We start from the raw sequence: 18726 nt of genomic DNA, 5'->3' as shown, positions 1-18726 counted from the left end.
AATAGACGCGCCTGCTGGAATACAGGGCTCAACGAAGCCCATCCGTAGATGGTATCCTCGTGACGGGCAACTATACTACATTCCTTAATGTGCCCTGCTGCTCACTTTTCCTGCGAGTGGACTTCATGCTCGAAAGTCGCATTGCCCGTGACAATGCCTTCAAGATAGATCCCTTGATACTTGATCCCGGTCGGGATCCTCCATAAGCTCGATCTTAATGTCCGGGATACATCACAAGCCCTGCTAAAGTATTCATGATAAATACATTTTGATAACAGCTATGAAAAAAATAAAAACCGAAATAAAATGATACTATTTTTCAGAAGACCCCTTTTCAAATATTTCATGCTCCATGACTTCGGCCGGTAGCGACGTCTTGTTATAATAAGACCATGCGATAAAGATGGCCGCTATGCCTATGGCTACCGCGGCGGAATTCGTCAGATAGGCAAACTCGTCCGGCTTATGGGCATACCTGAAGACCATGGCTAAAAACTCAATGGACAGAGAGATTATGATGACTGTCATAAACCTTGAAATGAAACGGCGTATCTTTCGGGGAGCTATCATTTTTACCTTGCTCTGTATGTCCTCCTCATAGATGGTTTTCGCGAGCTCAAATACGGCAGCTGCCACTGTTGTAAATCCTATGCTCTCGAATAATGCGTCCAGCATGATTTCCGGTAACGAGATTATTGTATAATACAGGCGATAAAATGCTAAGAATATCAAAAATAGGGCTAACAGAGTAAATAATGCCGATATAATATAGAAAAGGATATCTGAGATGATGTTCGCTATGCGCTCAACTATACCGGGCTGCGAAGGCTCTCCTTCGGCATCTGTCATAATTGTTGATTCGACCCGCCTGAAAATTAAAGTTACATATATTTTAAACGAAAATCCATCATCGAAAAGTAAAAGAAAAATCGGTTTGATGATGCCGTGAAGATTGGTTCTATCGCTCGCATCCGCGAATGTATCCGTTAGGATCTAATGATCTTTATCCGACAGAATATGGCTGCGTAAATAATTCAAAGCTCTTCCGGCAGGTTATTTTCCAGTTCTATCGGGTCTCTGTAAGTGTTGAGAGCGCGGATCACTTTATCGGAAGGATGGACTTGAACATAAGGATAATCGAACTCGCCCGCCTCTTTATCGGAAGGATATATGCCGGAATCCATATCAGGATAAAACTTCGGGTCGACACCGTCTTTCCTGTTCCGGACATCGACTCGCAGCCACTTTTTAGTACTTTTATAATATACGGCATTCAGCCCGTGTAAAACATATCTTGACGGATCTTCATCATCCATCACGAATTTTTGGTAACAAAACCCCACAGGTATGCCGAGGTATCGTAAAAGCGCGGCAAATAGATCCGCCTTTGCATAGCAGGTACCGTGCCCGGACCTTAAGACCTCGGAAGCTTTGCATGTAACTTCCTTTCCATGAATGTCAAAAGAATGTAAGATATTTTCCTGAATATGCCCATAAATGGATCTTACTATCTCTTCATCCTCTGACAACCCTTTTGAAAGGATATTTGCCAGGGCCTGTATCTCCCGATCGTCATGATCGACGACATCCGATGAAGCAAGATAATCGTTAAGGTCATCGCTTTCTACCATTAGTTCCATTCTTGACCCCAAAAATAAAGATACATGCCTCATCAGGATAGAAGCAGATGAGGCCTGACCATTTTAATTTGCCAGCAAACGCTCAATTGAAAGGCCGAGCCTTTTAACGCCTTCCTCTATCCTGTCTTCGCTAGAGCTGGAGTAATTTAAGCGCATCGTATTGTCCCCGGTACCATCTGCGAAGAATGCTCTTCCGGGTACGAACGCGACCTTTTCCTTGATAGCGATGTCAAAAAGCTCCATTGAGGATATCCCTTCCGGAAGCGTCGCCCATATGAACATTCCGCCTTCGGGCCTTGTGATCTTAACGTCCCCGGGGAAATATTTCTCTATCATGGAGACCATGCAATCCCTTTGCTTTTTATATAGGCCCCTTATCATCTGTATATGGCTTTCGACATCATTATCGATAAGGTATTGATAGACCACTCTTTGCGTGAAATAGTTAGTATGAAGGTCTGATGCCTGTTTTGCAGTGACAAGCTTATCCATGATATCTTTTTCTGCGCATATCCATCCAAGCCTCATGCCTGGCGATACTATCTTTGAGAAGGAGCCGAGCAGGATCGTCTTTTCTTTCAGGTAAGTTTTCATTGAAGGCTGGTCCTCGCCCATGAACCTGATCTCCCCGTAAGGGTTATCCTCGACGAATATTGTGTCATGGCTTTGCATTATACGGGCAACTTCTTCCCTTTTTTGCCGTGAGTATGTTATGCCGGTCGGGTTCTGGAAGTTCGGGACAGAGTAAAAGAGCTTTATCCTGTTCTCATTCAGCTCTTTTTCAAGCATCGCTGTATCGACGCCGTCCTCGTTCAATGTCACGGAGCGGAATTCGGGCTGGAACATCCCGAAGGATTGTAGCGCGGCCAGGTAAGTCGGGCGCTCGACAAGTATCTTATCGCCTTTATCGATCATGATCTTGGCGATAAGGTCAAGGCCCTGCTGCGAGCCGCTGATGATCATGATATTCTCGGGAGTGACCTCTACGCCTTTTTTAGCATATCTTTCAGAGATATACTGCCTTAACGGATAGTGGCCTTCAGTGGTGCTATACTGCAAAGCCGATTCTCCGCTCTCTTTCAGCACCTTTATTGCGGCGTCAGATACTGCTTTTACAGGAAAGGACGCAGGGTTCGGCAGCCCTCCCGCAAAAGAAATTATCTCCGGGTCTTCTGTGACCTTCAGTATCTCCCTTATGAATGACTTATGGACCGTTGACATCCTGTCCGCGAATATGTTACCCATTTGAATTACCAACATAATGATTAAATATGTTGAATTAAAAATTTAGCCGAACCAGTTCGGTGAGAGGTATAAAAAAGAGCCTCGTAAAAGTATCCGACCCGATAAAAGTTTAAAAAAATCAGGCAACATCAATATCCTTTGCTTTGCGACATTGATGCCGGGCCAGGGATTTTACTTTGATATATTTTCCAGCAGGACTTTCATAAGACCGTATATTCCTTCAAGATATTTATCCTGCGAAAGCATTTCCTCTTTCTTCTGGATGTATTTGCCGTCCACCAGCTCATCGCTGCAATTCTTCGCAAGCCTGTTAATGCTGTCATCCGAAGACTCCAGGTGGAACTGTACAGCGTACACATGACCCCCATACTCGAATGCCTGGTTTTCGCAAGCTTCGCTCCGTGCCATCCTGACAGCGCCGGGCGGGATGCTGAAGGTGTCTCCATGCCAGTGAAACGCCATGAACTTTTCCGGGAACTTGCCGAATACCTTCGACTTTTTAGCCTCCGGGGTAAGCGTTACAGGATACCATCCGATCTCTTTTTCTTTATTGGCGGTGATCTTTCCTCCCAGGGCATCGGCTATTAGCTGCGCTCCAAGGCATATTCCCAGAACGGCCTTTTTCGATTCGATCGCGTCCTTGATGAATTTTTTCTCCCTCTTCAGCCATGGATAATCCTTTTCCTCATAAACGTTAAGCGGACCGCCGAGGATCGCCAGCACGTCGAACTCGTTCATCTTAGGGAAATCCTCGTCATAATACAGTACGGTCTTTGTGAATGTATGACCGTTTGCTTTTGCCCATTGCTCAAGATTGGCGGGGCCTTCGAAAGGCACATGCTGTATACAGTGTAACCTCATCAATAACACCTGTGTTTACCTGGTTATTAGTAAATAATATGATATATACTGATTTATTACAAAAATGTAAATCTTAAAAATTAAAAGATCATTTGAGCATATCGTCAAGTATCTCGGCCGCGTCCCTGACCATTTTCGGGCATATCGTCTCGAACAGGCGGTTCTCTTTTGCGGCTTTAGACCCTTCAGGCTTGCTTATGTCACATCCCAGCAGATCCCTGCATACTATTGAGCCGTTCCGCGACCTGAACCGGTCGATAAATTCTGCGGCCCGGGCATAGGTTTCCTGTTTCTTCTGATCGTCCCCGGCTTTTGACATGCCGTACTGTAATCCCAGTACCATTAATGCGCCGGTGACTGCGCCGCATGTATCCCCAGTCCTGCAGATGCCGCCTCCGAAGGCGCATGAGACCTTAAAAGCAAGTTCCTTCTCAAGGCCGTATCGCTCGCTGTACGTGGAGATCACTGCCTGGGCACAATTAAACCCGTTATTAAACGTAGAGACTGCTTCTTCCGGACAATTTTTATCTGCAATATATGACATTATACCAATTCTCCTTTCAGGATGAATATTACTTTTCCGCCTACATTAACATCAATTTTTTCCATGGCACGTTCCGAGCGTAAATACAACAATGAAGGCCGGCCTATCTCATATCCCTGTTCCACACGGATGTCGATCTTTTCTTTACCAAAATATTCATGCTTTACCAGATAACCGGCAAGGCATCCGTTAGCGCTTCCCGTGGCAGGGTCTTCAGGTATCTTTTCGAATACGGTCAATACACGAACGTTGAGGTGATTCGAGCTGGCATATGTTTCCGGCGCGAACACAAGTATAAGACAGGGACAATTATCACCGATTAGCTCGCGATATTTTTCCTTATTGATCTTTGTTTTCCTTACCGCATCCAGCGTCTTAAGCGGGACTATTATGACCGGTAAACCGGTCGAGACAGCCTCTGCGGGAAAACGCCCGTCAAATTCTACTTCATCTAGCCCCAGTACTTCGCTCATTACTTTATGGGCGAATTTTTGGCCGAACACCGGCTCTATCTGTTTCATCCACAGTATTTCTTCTCCATTATCATCCCGGATAAAAGTGACAGGTATCTGCCCCACTTTAATATTTAACGATATACGGTCTGTTTTGCCGTCCTCGATGAGTTCCCGTATGATATAAGCAGTTCCCAGCGTCGGATGGCCTGCGAACTGAAGCTCTTCTTCCGGGGTAAAAATTCTCACGTTATAACCGCCGTTTTCTTTTTTATCCGACAATATGAAGGTAGTCTCCGAAAACCCTGTCTCCTGCGCAATACGCTGCATAATATCATCGGAAAGCGTTCCTGCGTTCCTGATGACGGCCAGCTGGTTACCGGCATATTTTTTCTCGGCGAACACATCGACAATGTATAAAGGATACTTTCCGGCCATATCGTTCAAAACAGACACTCCATAGTACGTTGAGGGCATTTTTAAAAGTCGGCCCTTAAGATATTAAACTATGATCTCTTTGCATAGATATATCTTAGTATATGAGTATGAGGCCCTTCCTCGCCATGATCCTCATGGTCTTCCATAACGCCGGTCTCTAATACCCGGAAATCCTTAAAATGCGACCTGAGGTCGTCGTCGGTAAAATAATGTACCGGCCTTCCCGGCTTACTTTCAAAAGTGTCCGGCTCGATCTCCGCCCCTTTTCCATAGCTCCCTTCTTTCTCGGAAAACACAGTAAAGAATACCGAACCGCCATCGTTTAAAGTGTCGAGGCATTTTCTAATAAACGCCATCCGGTCATCTCTGTATAGAAGATGCAATACGTTAAAGCAATATATCGCGTCATATTGCACGCCATAACAAGGCATATCAAGCACAGAGCCGTGGATGAATTTAAGATCAGGAGATGCCTCTTTTCCCATATTTATGGCTTCTTTTGAGATCTCTATACATGTGACGTCAAATCCCGAATTATAGAAAAGAGAAGCGTTCCTGCCATATCCCGCCCCCGGTACCAAAACGCTTTTCACATCATCGTTAATGAATAGATCTCTTGCATAGACAGCCGTCCTGCTGGGGGTATCGCCCCATATTTTCCCTTCGCCGGAAAACCTGTCATCCCAGTAATTCTCCATATCCATAAAGATCGTTCCATTGACCCCGGCAACATCGCTGCCGTTGATTTCATGCTAATGAGTTCCATGCCGCTAAAGAACTTATACCCTAAATAAGGTTTGAAAGTTGAGGCATAATGTTGAACATGCTGATGAAAGCGACGATACCGAACCCTATGATTATCATGCCCGCCAGCCGGTTTAATTTAAAAAGCCATCCGGTATCAAGCCTTGTCCGGAAGTATCCTACGAGCAGGCTCAATATAAGCCACCACGATAAAGAACCAATAAAGATCCCTGCTAATATCATGGCCGTGGATATATGGTCCATACTTGAATTGATAATCCCCATACCGGCGAACACGGCCAGAAAAGCGATGATCGTCACGGGGTTTACGATCGTTATCAAGAACGTCGACAGATAAGCGTTGGCCAGCCCTTTACCCTTGACCTCGGCTTCCATATCCGGCGGTGATGAAGTGAATATCCTTATCCCGACATAGCATAGCAATATCGCGCTTATCAGATAGAGTACGCTGTGCCCGGTGACAATAAGATCGGATATGAATGTAATCCCGAACCCGGCTATACAGCCATAGATAGTATCTGCAGTAGCCACCCCAAGTCCTGCCGCAAATCCCGAAAGCCTTCCTTCGGCAAGGGTACGGCGGATACAGATTATGCTTATGGGCCCGAGCGGCGCCGCTATGAAAAACCCGACAAGGACACCTATCACCAGAAGATCAAACATCATTGCCATACACTTTACCTGCCGATCACCCGGTAAACATGATAATGGCTTTTCCTGTAGCCATTTATGTTAGCGACGGGCAATTATTAAGGTCATAATGGCTAATAGTATAAACAGTTATTGTCATAATACCATAGGTATTTTACAAGAAGAGCAAACCTCGAGTCAAGCCCGAGAGGATAACTCCACTTAATACATGCCTCACCGGCCATTATTCCCGCTTCATTTTTGTTATATCATTACGCCCTGAATTAAACATATAAATCAACGTAAAACAAAAAAACAACCCGTAAATTATCGTGTTAAAGTTTTATTAGCATAATTGTGGCTATTTATGGTGAGTGTGAGCAATATGAAAGAGAGAAAAGGTTCAATGGAAAAATGTGGCATATGTGGCAAAGAAGTACCGCATCAGCCATCCTGCACTGAACAGGGAACATGCAACATTTGCGGAGCAAAGCTTGAGGTTTGCAGAAGCAAATAAAGAGGTATGAGGATACGGGCACCGGGTCGCTGACCGGCCTGGTGCGCTATTTATTACTAATGAAAGGGCTGACATTAATAGGATCATAAATAATTGCTCATTTAATGCTAATTTTAGATTAACGATCATGATTAAAGGCCATATCAAGTAACTTCAAGTTACCGAGAACTATCTGAGAGCGTTTTCCGAATCAGTATCCCATCGGATCATATAAGTTAAAAATACACGGTCATTGATGATACGAAGAATTATATACCAACACAGTCAAGTAGGAATAGAACTACCTACGGTATTCATATTTAAAGGTGGCGCAAATGCTAGAAAATGCTTCTTCAAAACCGGTGATCCTCCCGGTCCAGGAATTAGAGAACACTGTATGGAACAAGGATGTGTGCGCGGGATGCCGTGCATGTTTAACCATATGTCCATCAAACACGATCGCATACGATGAAGAGCTGAACAGGCCGTATCAGATCACCCCGTGCGTTGACTGTAAGGTATGCATGGACATATGCCCGAGAACACCGGCAAACATGACAGCATTAAGGTCACCGGAGATCATAGGGGATCATATCGATATTTTAAGCGCCAGGTCCCTGTTGGAGAACTCGCGTTCACAAAACGGCGGAGTAGTATCGTCCTTATTGATAACGGCCCTTGAGGAGGATTTCATTGACTGCGCCCTGGTAATGGGAAGCGACAGGTGGGCGCAGAAAGCATATCCCATGGTCGCCTACGATGCAGATGACGTCTTAAGGTCCGCAGGAAGCAAATATGACAGCAACGCTGTCATTGAATCATTTAAAGAGATAGCAGAAGACCCGTCCATAAGGAACGTGGCGTTAGTGGGAACACCGTGCGCGATAGAAGCGATGGGACTTTTAAGAAAGTCCGGAAATGAATACGCTCAAAAGTTCTCTAAAAAACTAAGGTTCACTATCGGCTTATTCTGTTTCGAGTCATTCAGCGATTCAATGGTCTCGGAAGTAGTTTCGAAGCTTGGCATATCATCGTGGGACATCGAGAAAATGAATGCAGGCGAAGGTAAGCTTACCGTCACCTTACGAGGCGGGGACGTGAAGTCGATACCATTACAGAGTCTTGCATACCATATAAAACCCGGATGCCACGCATGTGCCGATTTCACTTCAAAGTATTCTGACATATCTGTCGGTAGCGTCGGCAGCAAACCCGGCTCGAGCACTGTCATAATAAGGACCGTGGAAGGAAAAGGGTTGTTCAACGCGGCAGTTGATGTCGGCCTTGTCGAGACGCAGGAAGGCGTCAGCATGAAGGACGTCGAGAAGGTCGGGAAATTAAAGCTAAAAAGAAATAACATCGCATAGATAGCTTTGAGCCATAGTATGGAACTCATGGCTTTCTTTTAATTTTATTGTTCTTCCTATCTTCAGATAATTTATCTAATCTCTTTTAGTCTTTGGCTTCTTTGATAATGTTCTTAGTTAAGTGTCCTATTAGTTCATAGTTTTATTTTATCGTCTCTTCCACCACAAAGCGCACAAAGGCGAGCAAGGACCACCAGCTTCCACCACAAAGCGCACAAAGGAGCACAAGGGAACACAAAGGACTTTTTCAGGAGGATTAGCATATACATAAAAAAATTTGTGCATCTTACTCGCCTTCGTGCGCTTCGTGGTGAAAAATAGTGGACCTTCGAGCCCAGTAGTTGCTTAGAGCACTTCGTGGTGAGAATATAATGCCCCATGGTGCCTTTTTATTGGATTTGACCATAGATGAATTACATATATGCTATAGAAATTACGGAACACAGCACTTAGCTGAAGTTTTTTCAGGAACAGGTAAACACAAATTCAGAAAACAGCGATTAGATGATGATAATAATAAAAGAAAAAAAGACTTTCCTGAGGTTTATTGATACCTATAAGAAAATCTCTTTTGCCACACCCATCACAAATTCCGTAACGATCCACAACAGCCCTCCGAGGATGACTGCCAGTCCTGAGAGAAGTAATGTTGTCGAGGATTCGCTTACTTTCATCTTTTCCTTAAGGATCGTATGGAATTTCATCGCAAGGAAGTGGACGCCCATTAATAATATTCCAAGCATTAACGGGATCACAGCAGGCGTTTTTGTGCCGCTGATCGGGTTCATAATGGCCGTGGCGTCTATCATGGCCGGATTATACGTGTACCATCCCATAGCTCCGGCGATGCCGTCAAGCAGGAAAGCGAACAGAGCGGCGATCAGGAAAGATACCATCCAGTCAAAGAAAGGTATGGGAGACGGCTCTTTTTCCGTGAGCTTGAATACGGCCCAGAAGGACAATATCGCTACTACAGGCCATAAAAGCGCATATCCTATAGGCTCAACGTTACTGATGATATAGTCATTTCCGGCAAGCCAGTAGAAAATGATGAACGCGAAGAACGTGACAAACCAAAGCCTTGTCATGTCTTTCGTCCTGCCCCTTGCGACATACCGTGTAAGATATATCAATAACGGGCCCAGGAACCCTAATAGATATAATAGTAAGACATTATACTCCATTTTTAACACCTTATAAGCGCAATAATTGTCAGTGCCCATATATTAGTGTTAGCCATAAGTGAGTAAGGGCTACTTATTTGCACATTTAAGGATCGGCCGTATCATCATCCGCTGGCCCGGCAGGATAATTCCCATATATACAGCTTTTATAATTAACTTAAGACCAACATAATTAATTACTACTTAATAGTATGTCGTTATAGAGGAATTGATCAGATGGTTTCAATGGAATTGGAGATCCAGTGCAGGGACTGCGGCAGGATAAGGACGGCGACCATAAGTTCGCCTATAGTGCCACTTATTGACGGATCATATTGTGTCAGCAACACTGATGAGAACTGTAAGTGCCAGTGTAAATGCGAAGCATTCTATGTCGTAAGATTCATTAAGACATAATGTTCCCGGTATAGATCTATATTCAAAGAGCAATTCGCCTTATCACCATTATAAGAACTCCTCATAAGGCCTTTTATGCGAATAAAGCGTCGGAGATTTGGGAGGGTCGAAGGCGCGATGGCCTTATGGGGAGTTAAGATCTTTTTGCAAAACCAAAAATTATAGAGATGAATGAATAATCTCTTTGATTTTATCATCACAATAACACAGGTAAATTTATTTTCTTTTAATATATATTATTAAACGTGCCAAAACCCAGGATAGCCACTATAGGCGACGTTAACGTCGACCTTATAACCAGAATAGATAAAATGCCCGCTCTTGGAAAGCAGGTCGTGACCGACAACTTTGAGGTGCACGGAGGAGGCTGTTCTGCGAACTTTGCATTATCCTGTGCAAGGCTTGGTATGGACATCCGGCTTTTCGGAAAAGTAGGCGACGATGTCTTCGGCTCCTATGTCCTCATTGAATTAGAGGATAACAAGGTTAACACAAAGAACGTCAAGCTCACAAATAATAAGACTGGCGTCACTGTAGCGATCGTCGAGGGTATCGAAAGATCGTTTATCAGTTTCAGGGGAGAGAACAGCACTTTTAACATAAACGACATAGACATTTCAAAAATAGAGGCGGACATTGTCCATCTGCCCTCATACTATTTGCTCGAAAGCCTGAGGCCGGACTATAGCAGCCTTATAGATGTGCTTCACAGGGCAGGCATAAAGGTGTCTTTTGATACGGGATGGGACCCCATGGGATTTATTAAGGAGACTACGGAGCCGTTATTTGATATTCTTCCAAAGACGGACATATTCGTGCCGAATATCGATGAAGCCAGAAAGATACTGGGCGTAAAAGAGACGATGAAGCCGGAGAAAGTCGCCGATATACTTCTTGGTATGGGGATCAAGGTCGCCGCCATCAAGATGGGGAGGAACGGAAGCCTCATAGCCAGTAAGGACATGATGGAGATGGTGCCTGCATTCGATGTTAAAGTGGTTGATACGACCGGTGCGGGAGATAACTTTAACGCAGGGTTCATAAGCGCATATATCAGCGGAAAAGACCTCAGGATGTGCGCGATAATAGGCAGCGCCACTGCAGCCTTAAAGGTCGGCGGCGTAGGATGGTCTACATACGCGACAAGAGACCAGGTTAACGCATTCCTTAAGGAAAGGGGATATGAGGGATTATAGATGAAGATCTATGACATCTCCGTAAGCTATTATAACGGGATGCCGGTATTTCCGGGCGATCCGCCACCCGACATAAAAAGGATACTGTCGATGCCCGATGATCCGGCGAACGTATCCATGATGTGCATGGGCACCCATACCGGGACGCATGTGGACCCCCCGATACATTTTATACACGGGGGATATACAGTTGACGATATACCCCTCGACCACCTGTACGGAAAAGCCGAAGTGGTCGATCTGACACATATCGATAAAGTGATATCTAAAGATGACCTCCGTGATACGCGGTCAAAGATCATTCTCCTCAAGACAAAAAATTCCGGGCTCTGGAAGTCTCAGGAATTCGTAAAAGATTATGTCTATATCGATGAAAGCGCTGCAACATGGCTGGTCGATAATGGCGTGAAGACAGTAGGCATTGATTATCTGTCGATAGCCGGCTTTGAGTCAGGTGAGCCCGTGCATAAGATCCTGCTGGGCGGAAAAGTAACGGTGATCGAAGGATTGAACCTGACTGACATCGAGCCGGGGGAGTATACTCTCGCATGCCTGCCATTAAAGATACAGTACGGTGACGGGGCGCCTGCGAGAGCGATACTGGTAAAAGAGTGATATAGTCCATATTTTTAAAACGATCCTAATTTCTTATCAGGAGAATCGAGTTGCAAGAACCTGTCTACTACAAAGGCGAACAAGGACCACCAGCTTCCACCACGAAGGGCGCGACGGGCTCGAGGGTTCACAAAGGACTTCTTTTTAAATGCTATCATATTTTTAAAAAAAATTTGTGGACCCTCGAGCCCATAGAGCGCTTCGTGGTGAAAAATAGTGGACCCTCGAGCCCATAGAGCGCTCCCATGAAAAACTTTTAGATGGTCTCAGTTAAAATGGACATATTACATCTGTTCTGTGATCGAGTTCTGGCGTTGTGCCTGTCGGATGGCAGGTGGACACATAACCTCACAGAAACACGGAAACACAAAAATTTTTTATATGATTTTTTAAGGTCTCTAAATCACAAAAAATGCTCACCAAATCACAAAGGGCTCTAGTATCACCGTCAACGCGCTAAAGTCTCAAATGCTCGGCTTAATGCTCGAAGTGCTCTAAGTCACTAACGCTAAAACAAGACCCGAACATTCTCCAAGGGCACGAAGGTTTAATATCCCGGTTTGTGTATCCCTGATCCATCAACAAGAGTATATCGATCATGTAAGCGTCAACCGTGCAATCAGACCTTCGTGCCCCTTGGAGAATGTTCGGGTCTTGTTTTAGCGTTGGTGACTTAGAGAGGTTAGTGCGTTGAGCCGAGCGTTAGAGGTGTTAGAGCGTTGACGGTGATACTAGAGCCCTTTGTGATTTAGTGAGTAAATTCTTAGTGCTTTTTGAGCTCTTAAAATATCATATAAAAAAATATTTGTGTTTCCGTGTTTCTGTGAGGTTACGTGCCTACCTGCCATCCGACAGGCACAACCATAAAAAACTTCATCTCAAAGACCGGTAGGTACGACACGTTCTTTCATTCTTAAAACCTGAGCAAGAACCCGCTCATCAAAGATTTCGTGGTGAAAAATAGTGGACCCTTTGTAGCCTTCGTGGCAATAAAAGTATGGACTTTTATTTCAGATATTTTATATGGTAATCAAAAAAATTTCTGCCCCATTCATTTCCCAAAATAGAAGTATTATTTGGGGACAGACAACATGGTCTGTCCTTAACGTTTTTGTATCCTTACACGGTTTTATCTTCTGAACAGCACGACCGTGTTGCCCTTTACCTCTATAAGCTCGGCACCGGCCTTTTCCGCCAGTTCCTTTGCGATCTCCTCACGCGGCATCGCTTCGACCGCGCTCTTTAACAACTTGATCTTGATGAGCTTGTTATCCTTTAGCTGACGCGTGATCTCTTCGATGATAGAGGGGGTGATGCCGTTTTTGCCTATCTGGGTAACAGGTTCAATGTTTGCTGCCTGTCCCCTCATCTCCAAAACTCTCTTTTTATCTAACATATTACCGCTTATAATATCTGGTGGCATTATGATATTATTTACGGTGAAAATTGTCAATAAGATTATGTCATATAAGAACAATTAGTATGCTGGTAAAACATGACTGATAAACTCAGAGTAGGCGACTATATGACCGGCAAGGTCATCACCGTCTCCCCTGATGACACGGTAATGGACGTCATAAAACTGACAAGAGAGACGGGCCATGACGGTTTTCCAGTTACAAGGGACGGAAAGGTCGAAGGATACATCTCTTCTCTGGACATGCTTCTTTGTGAGTCGGATGAGCTCATAAAGAACGTAATGAGCAAAAATCTAATTGTAGCGCATCCCAGCATGGAGATCAACGAAGTGGCCAGGGTCATATTCAGGCTTGGTGTAAGTAAATTACCTGTCGTAGACGACTCGGGGGTGCTAGTAGGGATCATAACCAACTCGGACGTCATACGCTCACAGATCGAGAGGGCGGACCCGCAGAAGGTCTGGAAGCTTAAAAAGACGCTGGAGACACTGCATAATATAAGTATCACCGTAACTCGCGGAGAGGTCGACATCAACGATCTCAAGCCGACACAATCCAAAGTCTTCGCAGATGAGCTTGAAGGAAGGATATACGAGCTTAAGAAGGGACTTGCAGAGCCTATAATTGTCATACGGAAGCCAAGTAACGTTTTGATACTGGCCGACGGGCATCACAGGGTCGTCGCTGCAAAGCGGATAGGCGTAAAAAAGATCGACGCTTATATACTTGAGCTTTCGAAAGAGATACCTTTAGGCATGGAAAGGTCTGCCAGGGACGCAGGATTAAAGACTCTGGACGATATAGAGATACTTGACTATGCGAAGCATCCGCTCATCGAGATAACGGAAAGGCTCATGATGAGAGAGAGTAAAGGGTCATTAGAGGAAATAGAAAAGAAGAGCGTGGAAAGTGGATAAGATGTCCGATGTCCTTGATGAAGTATACTCCGTGATATATGACCGTAAGGTGAACCCGAAGGAAGGCTCATACGTATCGTCTATATACAACCACAGGAAAGGCCTGGATAAGGTGCTTGAAAAGATAGGGGAAGAGGCGACGGAAGTCATCATAGCTGCCAAGAACGGCAAAGAGGAAGAGATAGTGAGCGAATGCGCGGACCTTATATTCCATACTATGATACTGTTAGCTTCAAAGGATATTCCTCTGGCGAAGATACGCGAAGAGTTTGAAAGGAGAAAAAAATAAGGTGGCGAAGAATTAACAGCGCCAATATTTTTTTTATTATTTTATTTCCTGAGCACGTTTTTTAATCCTTTTTTAGTTGTGTATCCCATAAATTCGATCGTAGATCATACGACAGGTAGTTAAGGATATGATCCAGCGGGCAGTACATTGGTGTAATTAACGTTCATCTAAAAGACTCAAAGCATTTTAAGAGAAACGTTGAGTTCTTTGAGGTGTTCTTTAAGTCTTTGAGATGAGAATGCATCGCATTCAGGCACAGCATGTCATATCACATACTATCGGATAAGGCAATGATCATTTAAACCAACAAATAAACGGGACACCCCGCTTAGCCTGTCATTTGCCTTTTCTTTCCATTAGTTTTTCGTTGACAACAGGGTAGTCTTTATTCATCCACGCCTTCATGCTGCCAAGTACCGTATAGACGGATCCGATGCCAGATCTTTTCAGGATACTGGAGCCGAGGCTTGCACGCCTGCCGGTGCTGCAAAGACAGGCTATCGGCTTTTCTTTAGGCACTTCTCCGATCCTGCTCTCAAGTTCTCCCACGAAGATATGCCTGGCTTCCCTAATATGCCCTGTATTCCATTCTATATCGCTACGGACATCTAGCAGCCCGACATCTCCTTTGCCCAGCATCACGGCCAGCGAGTCGACCGATAATAGTCCCACATACTCAATATCATAGCCTTTTTCGACCCATTCAGTAAATCCGCCGCACAGGTATCCTTTTACATTTTCGAGCCCTATCCTGTAAAGATATTTAACAGCCTCAAAAACGTCATCGTCTCTCCCGGTCACGAGATAAATCGGCTTAACATGATCGACGATCCAGCCGGGGAATAAAGCCATGCCTTTAAGCCATATATTATAGGATCCGGCTATATGGGCGGCATAGTCATGCGGCATTCGCGTATCGATGATAATGCCTTCGGAAGATAGACTCTTAAATTCTTCCGGGCCCATCGGGGCGCATGCAGGCGGCCCTCCTGTTACGGGAGGCCCGTCTTTATTATAGGCCTCCATACGCTTGAAGTAATATGGCACGTCAAGAGGCTCTGCGACCTTTTTTGCCACGAACTCCTCACGGCTCAGTTTCAGGTACGGGTTAGTAGCTTTTTCATAGCCGACAGTGCTTTGCTCGCGGGAGCTTATTCCCGGCCCGCACACTGATCCGGCCCCGTGAGCAGGGCATACTATGACACTGTCCCCGAGCGGTAGGACCTTATTCATGATGCTATCATATAATATGCCGGACGCGGTCTCTTTATCCTTCCAGAGATCGGTCCTTCCGACACTACCGATAAACAATACGTCACCCGTAAAGGCCATGAACGGATAGTTCGGAGCGCTCTTTTCATAAAGGACATAGGTTATGCTTTCGGGGGTATGCCCTGGTGTTTCCAGGGATCTGAACATTAAGCTTCCGACCTCAAAAGTATCTCCTTCTTTGACCGATATGTCACCATATTTGAAATCAAGACCTTTACCGTGGCAAATAGCTGCTCCCGTCACCGCTTTAAGCTCTGTGGAGCCGATCACATAGTCCTCGTTACGATGTGTTTCGAAAATATATTTAATAGAAGTACAATTTCGACGGGCAATATCCGTGTAAATGTCAATATCACGCCGGGGGTCGATCACTGCCGCCTCATTGCCTGAACTGATGAAATAAGAGTTGTGGGCGAGACCTTCGGACTTTATCCTCTCAAAGATCATAAATATCAAATAAATAAAATATCGGGACATTAAAATCGATGCCTCGCCTTTTTCACATTAATACTTCGGGCTTATGTGGAATTATACGGCATTCACATCATGCGGACTACGTCAATGTTCATACAACAAGGTAGTAATCTTTATAATGATGGTGCAGGATATCTGGTAATAGATGTATCCAATAGCACTAAAAGCGAACAATGCATTTGCTTTTAACTTTAGCTTTAGCTATTGGTTTAGCTTCTGATAAGGAGCATGGCTTCCTGCGCTCTCATTTTCGAAGTCTTCATGACCTGCGTGCCATGTTCCTCATGTTTTGAAAATGTACAGCGCCAGCCATGCCATAACTGATAGGAGTGACAGGTATGGATGGTAAGACAGTAAGAATGAACAGAATATTGCGATCGGGTAAAGCCGTCATCGTCCCTATGGACCATGGCGTAAGCGAAGGCCCTATCGCAGGCATAATTGATATGAATAGAGCGGTATCCCTGGTGGAAAGGGGTGGCGCGAGTGCTGTGCTGGTACATAAAGGCATAATAAGGTCCCTTAAGACACCGCCTTCGTGCGGCATGATAATGCATATATCGGCGGGCACAAAATATGCCGAGGATAAAAATAAAAAAGTGATAGTATCGTGCGTGGACCAGGCCGTGAGGCTGGGAGCCGATGCGCTTTCGGTGCATGTCAATATAGGCGGGTCCGCCTCCGAGCCGGATATGATGGAAGAGCTGGGAAAGATCGCGGATGATTGCGACGCGACAGGTATGCCTCTGCTGGTAATGGCTTATGCCAGGGGGAAAAACGTAACGTCGTCACCGCTCGAAATAGCACATGCGGCAAGGGTAGCGGGAGAGCTTGGAGCGGATATCGTTAAGTGCCCGTACACGGGAGACATCAAGTCCATGAAGCTGGTTGTGGATTCATGCCCGGTCCCCGTGGTGATAGCTGGCGGGCCTAAGTGTGAGGACGACATCGACGTATTACGTATGGTAGATGATGCCATGACGGCGGGAGCTATCGGCATATCGCTGGGAAGGAATATTTTCCAGCATGAGACACCGGACCTTATGACAGCGGCGTTAAGGTCTTTGATCGTTGACGGAGTGTCTGTCGAAGATGCATCCGAGATACTAAAAGAAAATTTGATAGGCCCGGTCTTGAGCATGCACAGGGCAGAAATTGAGGCGTTAAGATGATAGGCGCGTCATTTCCTTTTACGTATCACCAATAAGGCGATAAAGATACCTATCCCGGAAAATATCGCAGGTATCAGATAATCCGGCAATGGAGATTCAATGTATTCAGCCGTATTTACCTTGTCGAGATCGATAAGCTCATCGCTTGCCAGGTCAATGACGATCGGTCCATCGCCATACCGGATAGTATAGATCCCTTTTTCGAGAGGGCCGAATCGATGTATGCCCTCTACAATAGCCGTGTTACTATAATCCTGACCCGTGACCGTAATTTCAACCGGTCTCCTTGAATTGATAAAAATGGAAGGACTTTTTAGGACTGGTATTTTTTCACCATCACTTAAGCTTAAGGTATCCGGACATCCCATCAGCGATAATATCGCAGGTGCAAAGCATTCCTGTCCGTAAGGCTTATTCCCAATACATGGCGATGCCCCGCCGGAACAAACAATGAACGGGACGAGAACGCTTTCATCCCTTGAGCATACTTCGAACGAGGAATGTGACCCCTTTGAGCTTTCGTGCTTAAAGCTCATACCATGATCCCCGGTTATGATAAGTATGGTATCTGTCTTTTTACAAATATCGACAAGACGCTGAATATCAATGTCCATGCCGCTGATGACAGCACGATACCCGTCGGATCCCAGGCTGTGTCCTGCTGAATCAAGTCCGCCTGCATTGATCGTAAGAAGATACTTTTGGTCTTGAAGCGTCTCATTCATAAATGCCACAACATCGGCTCCGAATTGTAATGCCCAGGAATTATATCTAACATAGGCAAAATACGGGTCCTTTCCTGGCCTGACGTTATCGAGATACGGATACCCTTTCATAAAATAGGATAACTCAACGGGAACATTACCGCCGTTTTCAACATATTCGACAAGCGGCTTAAATACAGAGTTATTCTTTTCCCTGACCGCAATATCCTGCTCGCCCAGTATCTCGTCGCTATCACCTTTTTCCATTATAGCGATATTGATATATCCGTTCTTTTTGGCCGCATCAAATATCGTAGCGTCATAATATGATACTACTTCAGACGTAGCTTCGGAATATCCGGTCACAAGCACGGCATGGCCGATCTCGGTCTTCGGGACCGGCGCTTTTAGCTCATACTTTGCCTGAGCATTTTGAAGAGATATAAGCTCGACAGGGTCAATAAGTCCGCCATCGGCATAATAGGCCGTTCTTTCAGGGTAAATGTATGAAGACCCCAGCCCGTCTATGATGATCACAACAGTATTGCTAAGGGAGCAGCTTTCTGCTGGTAGCAGAATGATGGTAAAAATAAATACTAGAATATATACCCGATAATTCATGAATACTTTATTTCATTTTATTGATATTTA

General features: G+C 45.0%; 21 protein-coding genes. 9 read left to right on the top strand and 12 right to left on the bottom strand.

What is annotated here, in order from left to right; genetic code table 11:
- Positions 1–312: 312 nt before the first annotated feature.
- The 8 genes from CUJ83_RS09145 to CUJ83_RS09110 all read right to left on the bottom strand — a co-directional run bounded on the left by CUJ83_RS09145 (position 313) and on the right by CUJ83_RS09110 (position 6617).
- On the bottom strand, positions 313–849 hold the full coding sequence (locus tag CUJ83_RS09145; RefSeq protein WP_230741998.1) for a hypothetical protein: 537 nt from the start codon (positions 847–849) through the stop codon (positions 313–315).
- Between the two features lie 185 nt (positions 850–1034).
- Positions 1035–1640, bottom strand: a complete 606-nt coding sequence (locus CUJ83_RS09140) for a transglutaminase-like domain-containing protein (RefSeq protein WP_230741997.1) — start codon at positions 1638–1640, stop codon at positions 1035–1037.
- Positions 1641–1703: 63 nt separating this feature from the next.
- Complete coding sequence (locus CUJ83_RS09135; protein ID WP_230741996.1) at positions 1704–2885, bottom strand: aminotransferase-like domain-containing protein; 1182 nt, start codon at positions 2883–2885, stop codon at positions 1704–1706.
- A gap of 171 nt (positions 2886–3056) precedes the next feature.
- The gene (locus CUJ83_RS09130) at positions 3057–3746 is read right to left on the bottom strand and encodes a type 1 glutamine amidotransferase (protein ID WP_230741995.1); all 690 of its coding nucleotides are present in this window, start codon (positions 3744–3746) and stop codon (positions 3057–3059) included.
- Between the two features lie 88 nt (positions 3747–3834).
- A complete protein-coding gene (locus CUJ83_RS09125; protein ID WP_230741994.1) occupies positions 3835–4290 on the bottom strand; it encodes a C-GCAxxG-C-C family protein in 456 nt (151 codons plus the stop codon).
- Entirely contained in the window at positions 4290–5180 is an 891-nt protein-coding gene (locus tag CUJ83_RS09120) for a PhzF family phenazine biosynthesis protein (RefSeq protein WP_230742164.1), read from the bottom strand. The genes CUJ83_RS09125 and CUJ83_RS09120 overlap by 1 nt, the downstream gene beginning before the upstream one ends.
- A gap of 68 nt (positions 5181–5248) precedes the next feature.
- Positions 5249–5884, bottom strand: coding sequence for a class I SAM-dependent methyltransferase (locus CUJ83_RS09115; RefSeq protein ID WP_230741993.1), 636 nt, complete (start codon positions 5882–5884; stop codon positions 5249–5251).
- An 82-nt stretch (positions 5885–5966) separates the two neighbouring features.
- A complete protein-coding gene (locus CUJ83_RS09110) occupies positions 5967–6617 on the bottom strand; it encodes a LysE family translocator (protein ID WP_230741992.1) in 651 nt (216 codons plus the stop codon).
- Between the two features lie 343 nt (positions 6618–6960).
- Here CUJ83_RS09110 and CUJ83_RS15705 point away from each other — a divergent pair, with 343 nt between their 5' ends.
- The 3 genes from CUJ83_RS15705 (at position 6961) to CUJ83_RS09100 (ending at position 8989) form a co-directional block, all read left to right on the top strand.
- On the top strand, positions 6961–7092 hold the full coding sequence (locus tag CUJ83_RS15705; RefSeq protein WP_255668461.1) for a hypothetical protein: 132 nt from the start codon (positions 6961–6963) through the stop codon (positions 7090–7092).
- Between the two features lie 314 nt (positions 7093–7406).
- On the top strand, positions 7407–8438 hold the full coding sequence (locus CUJ83_RS09105; protein ID WP_230741991.1) for a Coenzyme F420 hydrogenase/dehydrogenase, beta subunit C-terminal domain: 1032 nt from the start codon (positions 7407–7409) through the stop codon (positions 8436–8438).
- A 341-nt stretch (positions 8439–8779) separates the two neighbouring features.
- Complete coding sequence (locus tag CUJ83_RS09100) at positions 8780–8989, top strand: hypothetical protein (protein ID WP_230741990.1); 210 nt, start codon at positions 8780–8782, stop codon at positions 8987–8989.
- Positions 8990–8992: 3 nt separating this feature from the next.
- On the opposite strand, the gene CUJ83_RS09095 is transcribed toward CUJ83_RS09100, so the two are convergent.
- Positions 8993–9622 carry a hypothetical protein gene (locus CUJ83_RS09095; protein WP_230741989.1) on the bottom strand — a complete coding sequence of 210 codons (630 nt, stop codon included), beginning with the start codon at positions 9620–9622 and terminating at the stop codon, positions 8993–8995.
- Between the two features lie 225 nt (positions 9623–9847).
- Between CUJ83_RS09095 and CUJ83_RS09090 the strand changes: the two genes are divergently transcribed.
- The 3 genes from CUJ83_RS09090 to CUJ83_RS09080 all read left to right on the top strand — a co-directional run bounded on the left by CUJ83_RS09090 (position 9848) and on the right by CUJ83_RS09080 (position 11829).
- Positions 9848–10018 (top strand): hypothetical protein, encoded by a 171-nt coding sequence (locus CUJ83_RS09090; protein ID WP_230741988.1) that lies wholly within the window; start codon positions 9848–9850, stop codon positions 10016–10018.
- A 245-nt stretch (positions 10019–10263) separates the two neighbouring features.
- Positions 10264–11214: a carbohydrate kinase family protein gene (locus CUJ83_RS09085; protein ID WP_230741987.1), complete on the top strand. Its 951-nt coding sequence runs from the start codon at positions 10264–10266 to the stop codon at positions 11212–11214.
- Positions 11215–11829, top strand: coding sequence for a cyclase family protein (locus CUJ83_RS09080; RefSeq protein WP_230741986.1), 615 nt, complete (start codon positions 11215–11217; stop codon positions 11827–11829). It begins immediately after the preceding gene.
- Positions 11830–12958: 1129 nt separating this feature from the next.
- Here the strand turns inward: CUJ83_RS09080 and CUJ83_RS09075 are convergent.
- The gene (locus CUJ83_RS09075; RefSeq protein ID WP_230741985.1) at positions 12959–13225 is read right to left on the bottom strand and encodes a YhbY family RNA-binding protein; all 267 of its coding nucleotides are present in this window, start codon (positions 13223–13225) and stop codon (positions 12959–12961) included.
- Between the two features lie 99 nt (positions 13226–13324).
- On the opposite strand from CUJ83_RS09075, the gene CUJ83_RS09070 reads away from it, so the two are divergent.
- Together CUJ83_RS09070 and CUJ83_RS09065 are read left to right on the top strand one after the other, a co-directional pair.
- The gene (locus tag CUJ83_RS09070; RefSeq protein ID WP_230741984.1) at positions 13325–14164 is read left to right on the top strand and encodes a CBS domain-containing ParB/RepB/Spo0J family partition protein; all 840 of its coding nucleotides are present in this window, start codon (positions 13325–13327) and stop codon (positions 14162–14164) included.
- Between the two features lies 1 nt (position 14165).
- On the top strand, positions 14166–14453 hold the full coding sequence (locus CUJ83_RS09065; RefSeq protein WP_230741983.1) for a phosphoribosyl-ATP diphosphatase: 288 nt from the start codon (positions 14166–14168) through the stop codon (positions 14451–14453).
- 336 nt (positions 14454–14789) lie between these two features.
- Here the strand turns inward: CUJ83_RS09065 and CUJ83_RS09060 are convergent, their stop codons facing one another.
- On the bottom strand, positions 14790–16172 hold the full coding sequence (locus tag CUJ83_RS09060) for a rhodanese-like domain-containing protein (protein ID WP_230741982.1): 1383 nt from the start codon (positions 16170–16172) through the stop codon (positions 14790–14792).
- Positions 16173–16537: 365 nt separating this feature from the next.
- Here CUJ83_RS09060 and CUJ83_RS09055 point away from each other — a divergent pair, with 365 nt between their 5' ends.
- On the top strand, positions 16538–17371 hold the full coding sequence (locus tag CUJ83_RS09055; protein ID WP_230741981.1) for a 2-amino-3,7-dideoxy-D-threo-hept-6-ulosonate synthase: 834 nt from the start codon (positions 16538–16540) through the stop codon (positions 17369–17371).
- 8 nt (positions 17372–17379) lie between these two features.
- Here CUJ83_RS09055 and CUJ83_RS09050 read toward each other — a convergent pair whose 3' ends face one another.
- On the bottom strand, positions 17380–18696 hold the full coding sequence (locus CUJ83_RS09050; protein ID WP_230741980.1) for an alkaline phosphatase family protein: 1317 nt from the start codon (positions 18694–18696) through the stop codon (positions 17380–17382).
- Between the last annotated feature and the right edge of the window lie 30 nt (positions 18697–18726).

This window comes from Methanooceanicella nereidis (genome assembly GCF_021023085.1).
Taxonomy (GTDB): Archaea; Halobacteriota; Methanocellia; order Methanocellales; family Methanocellaceae; genus Methanooceanicella; species Methanooceanicella nereidis.
Note: the sequence above shows the minus strand (reverse complement) of the source record. Positions and strands in the feature narration are given on the sequence as shown.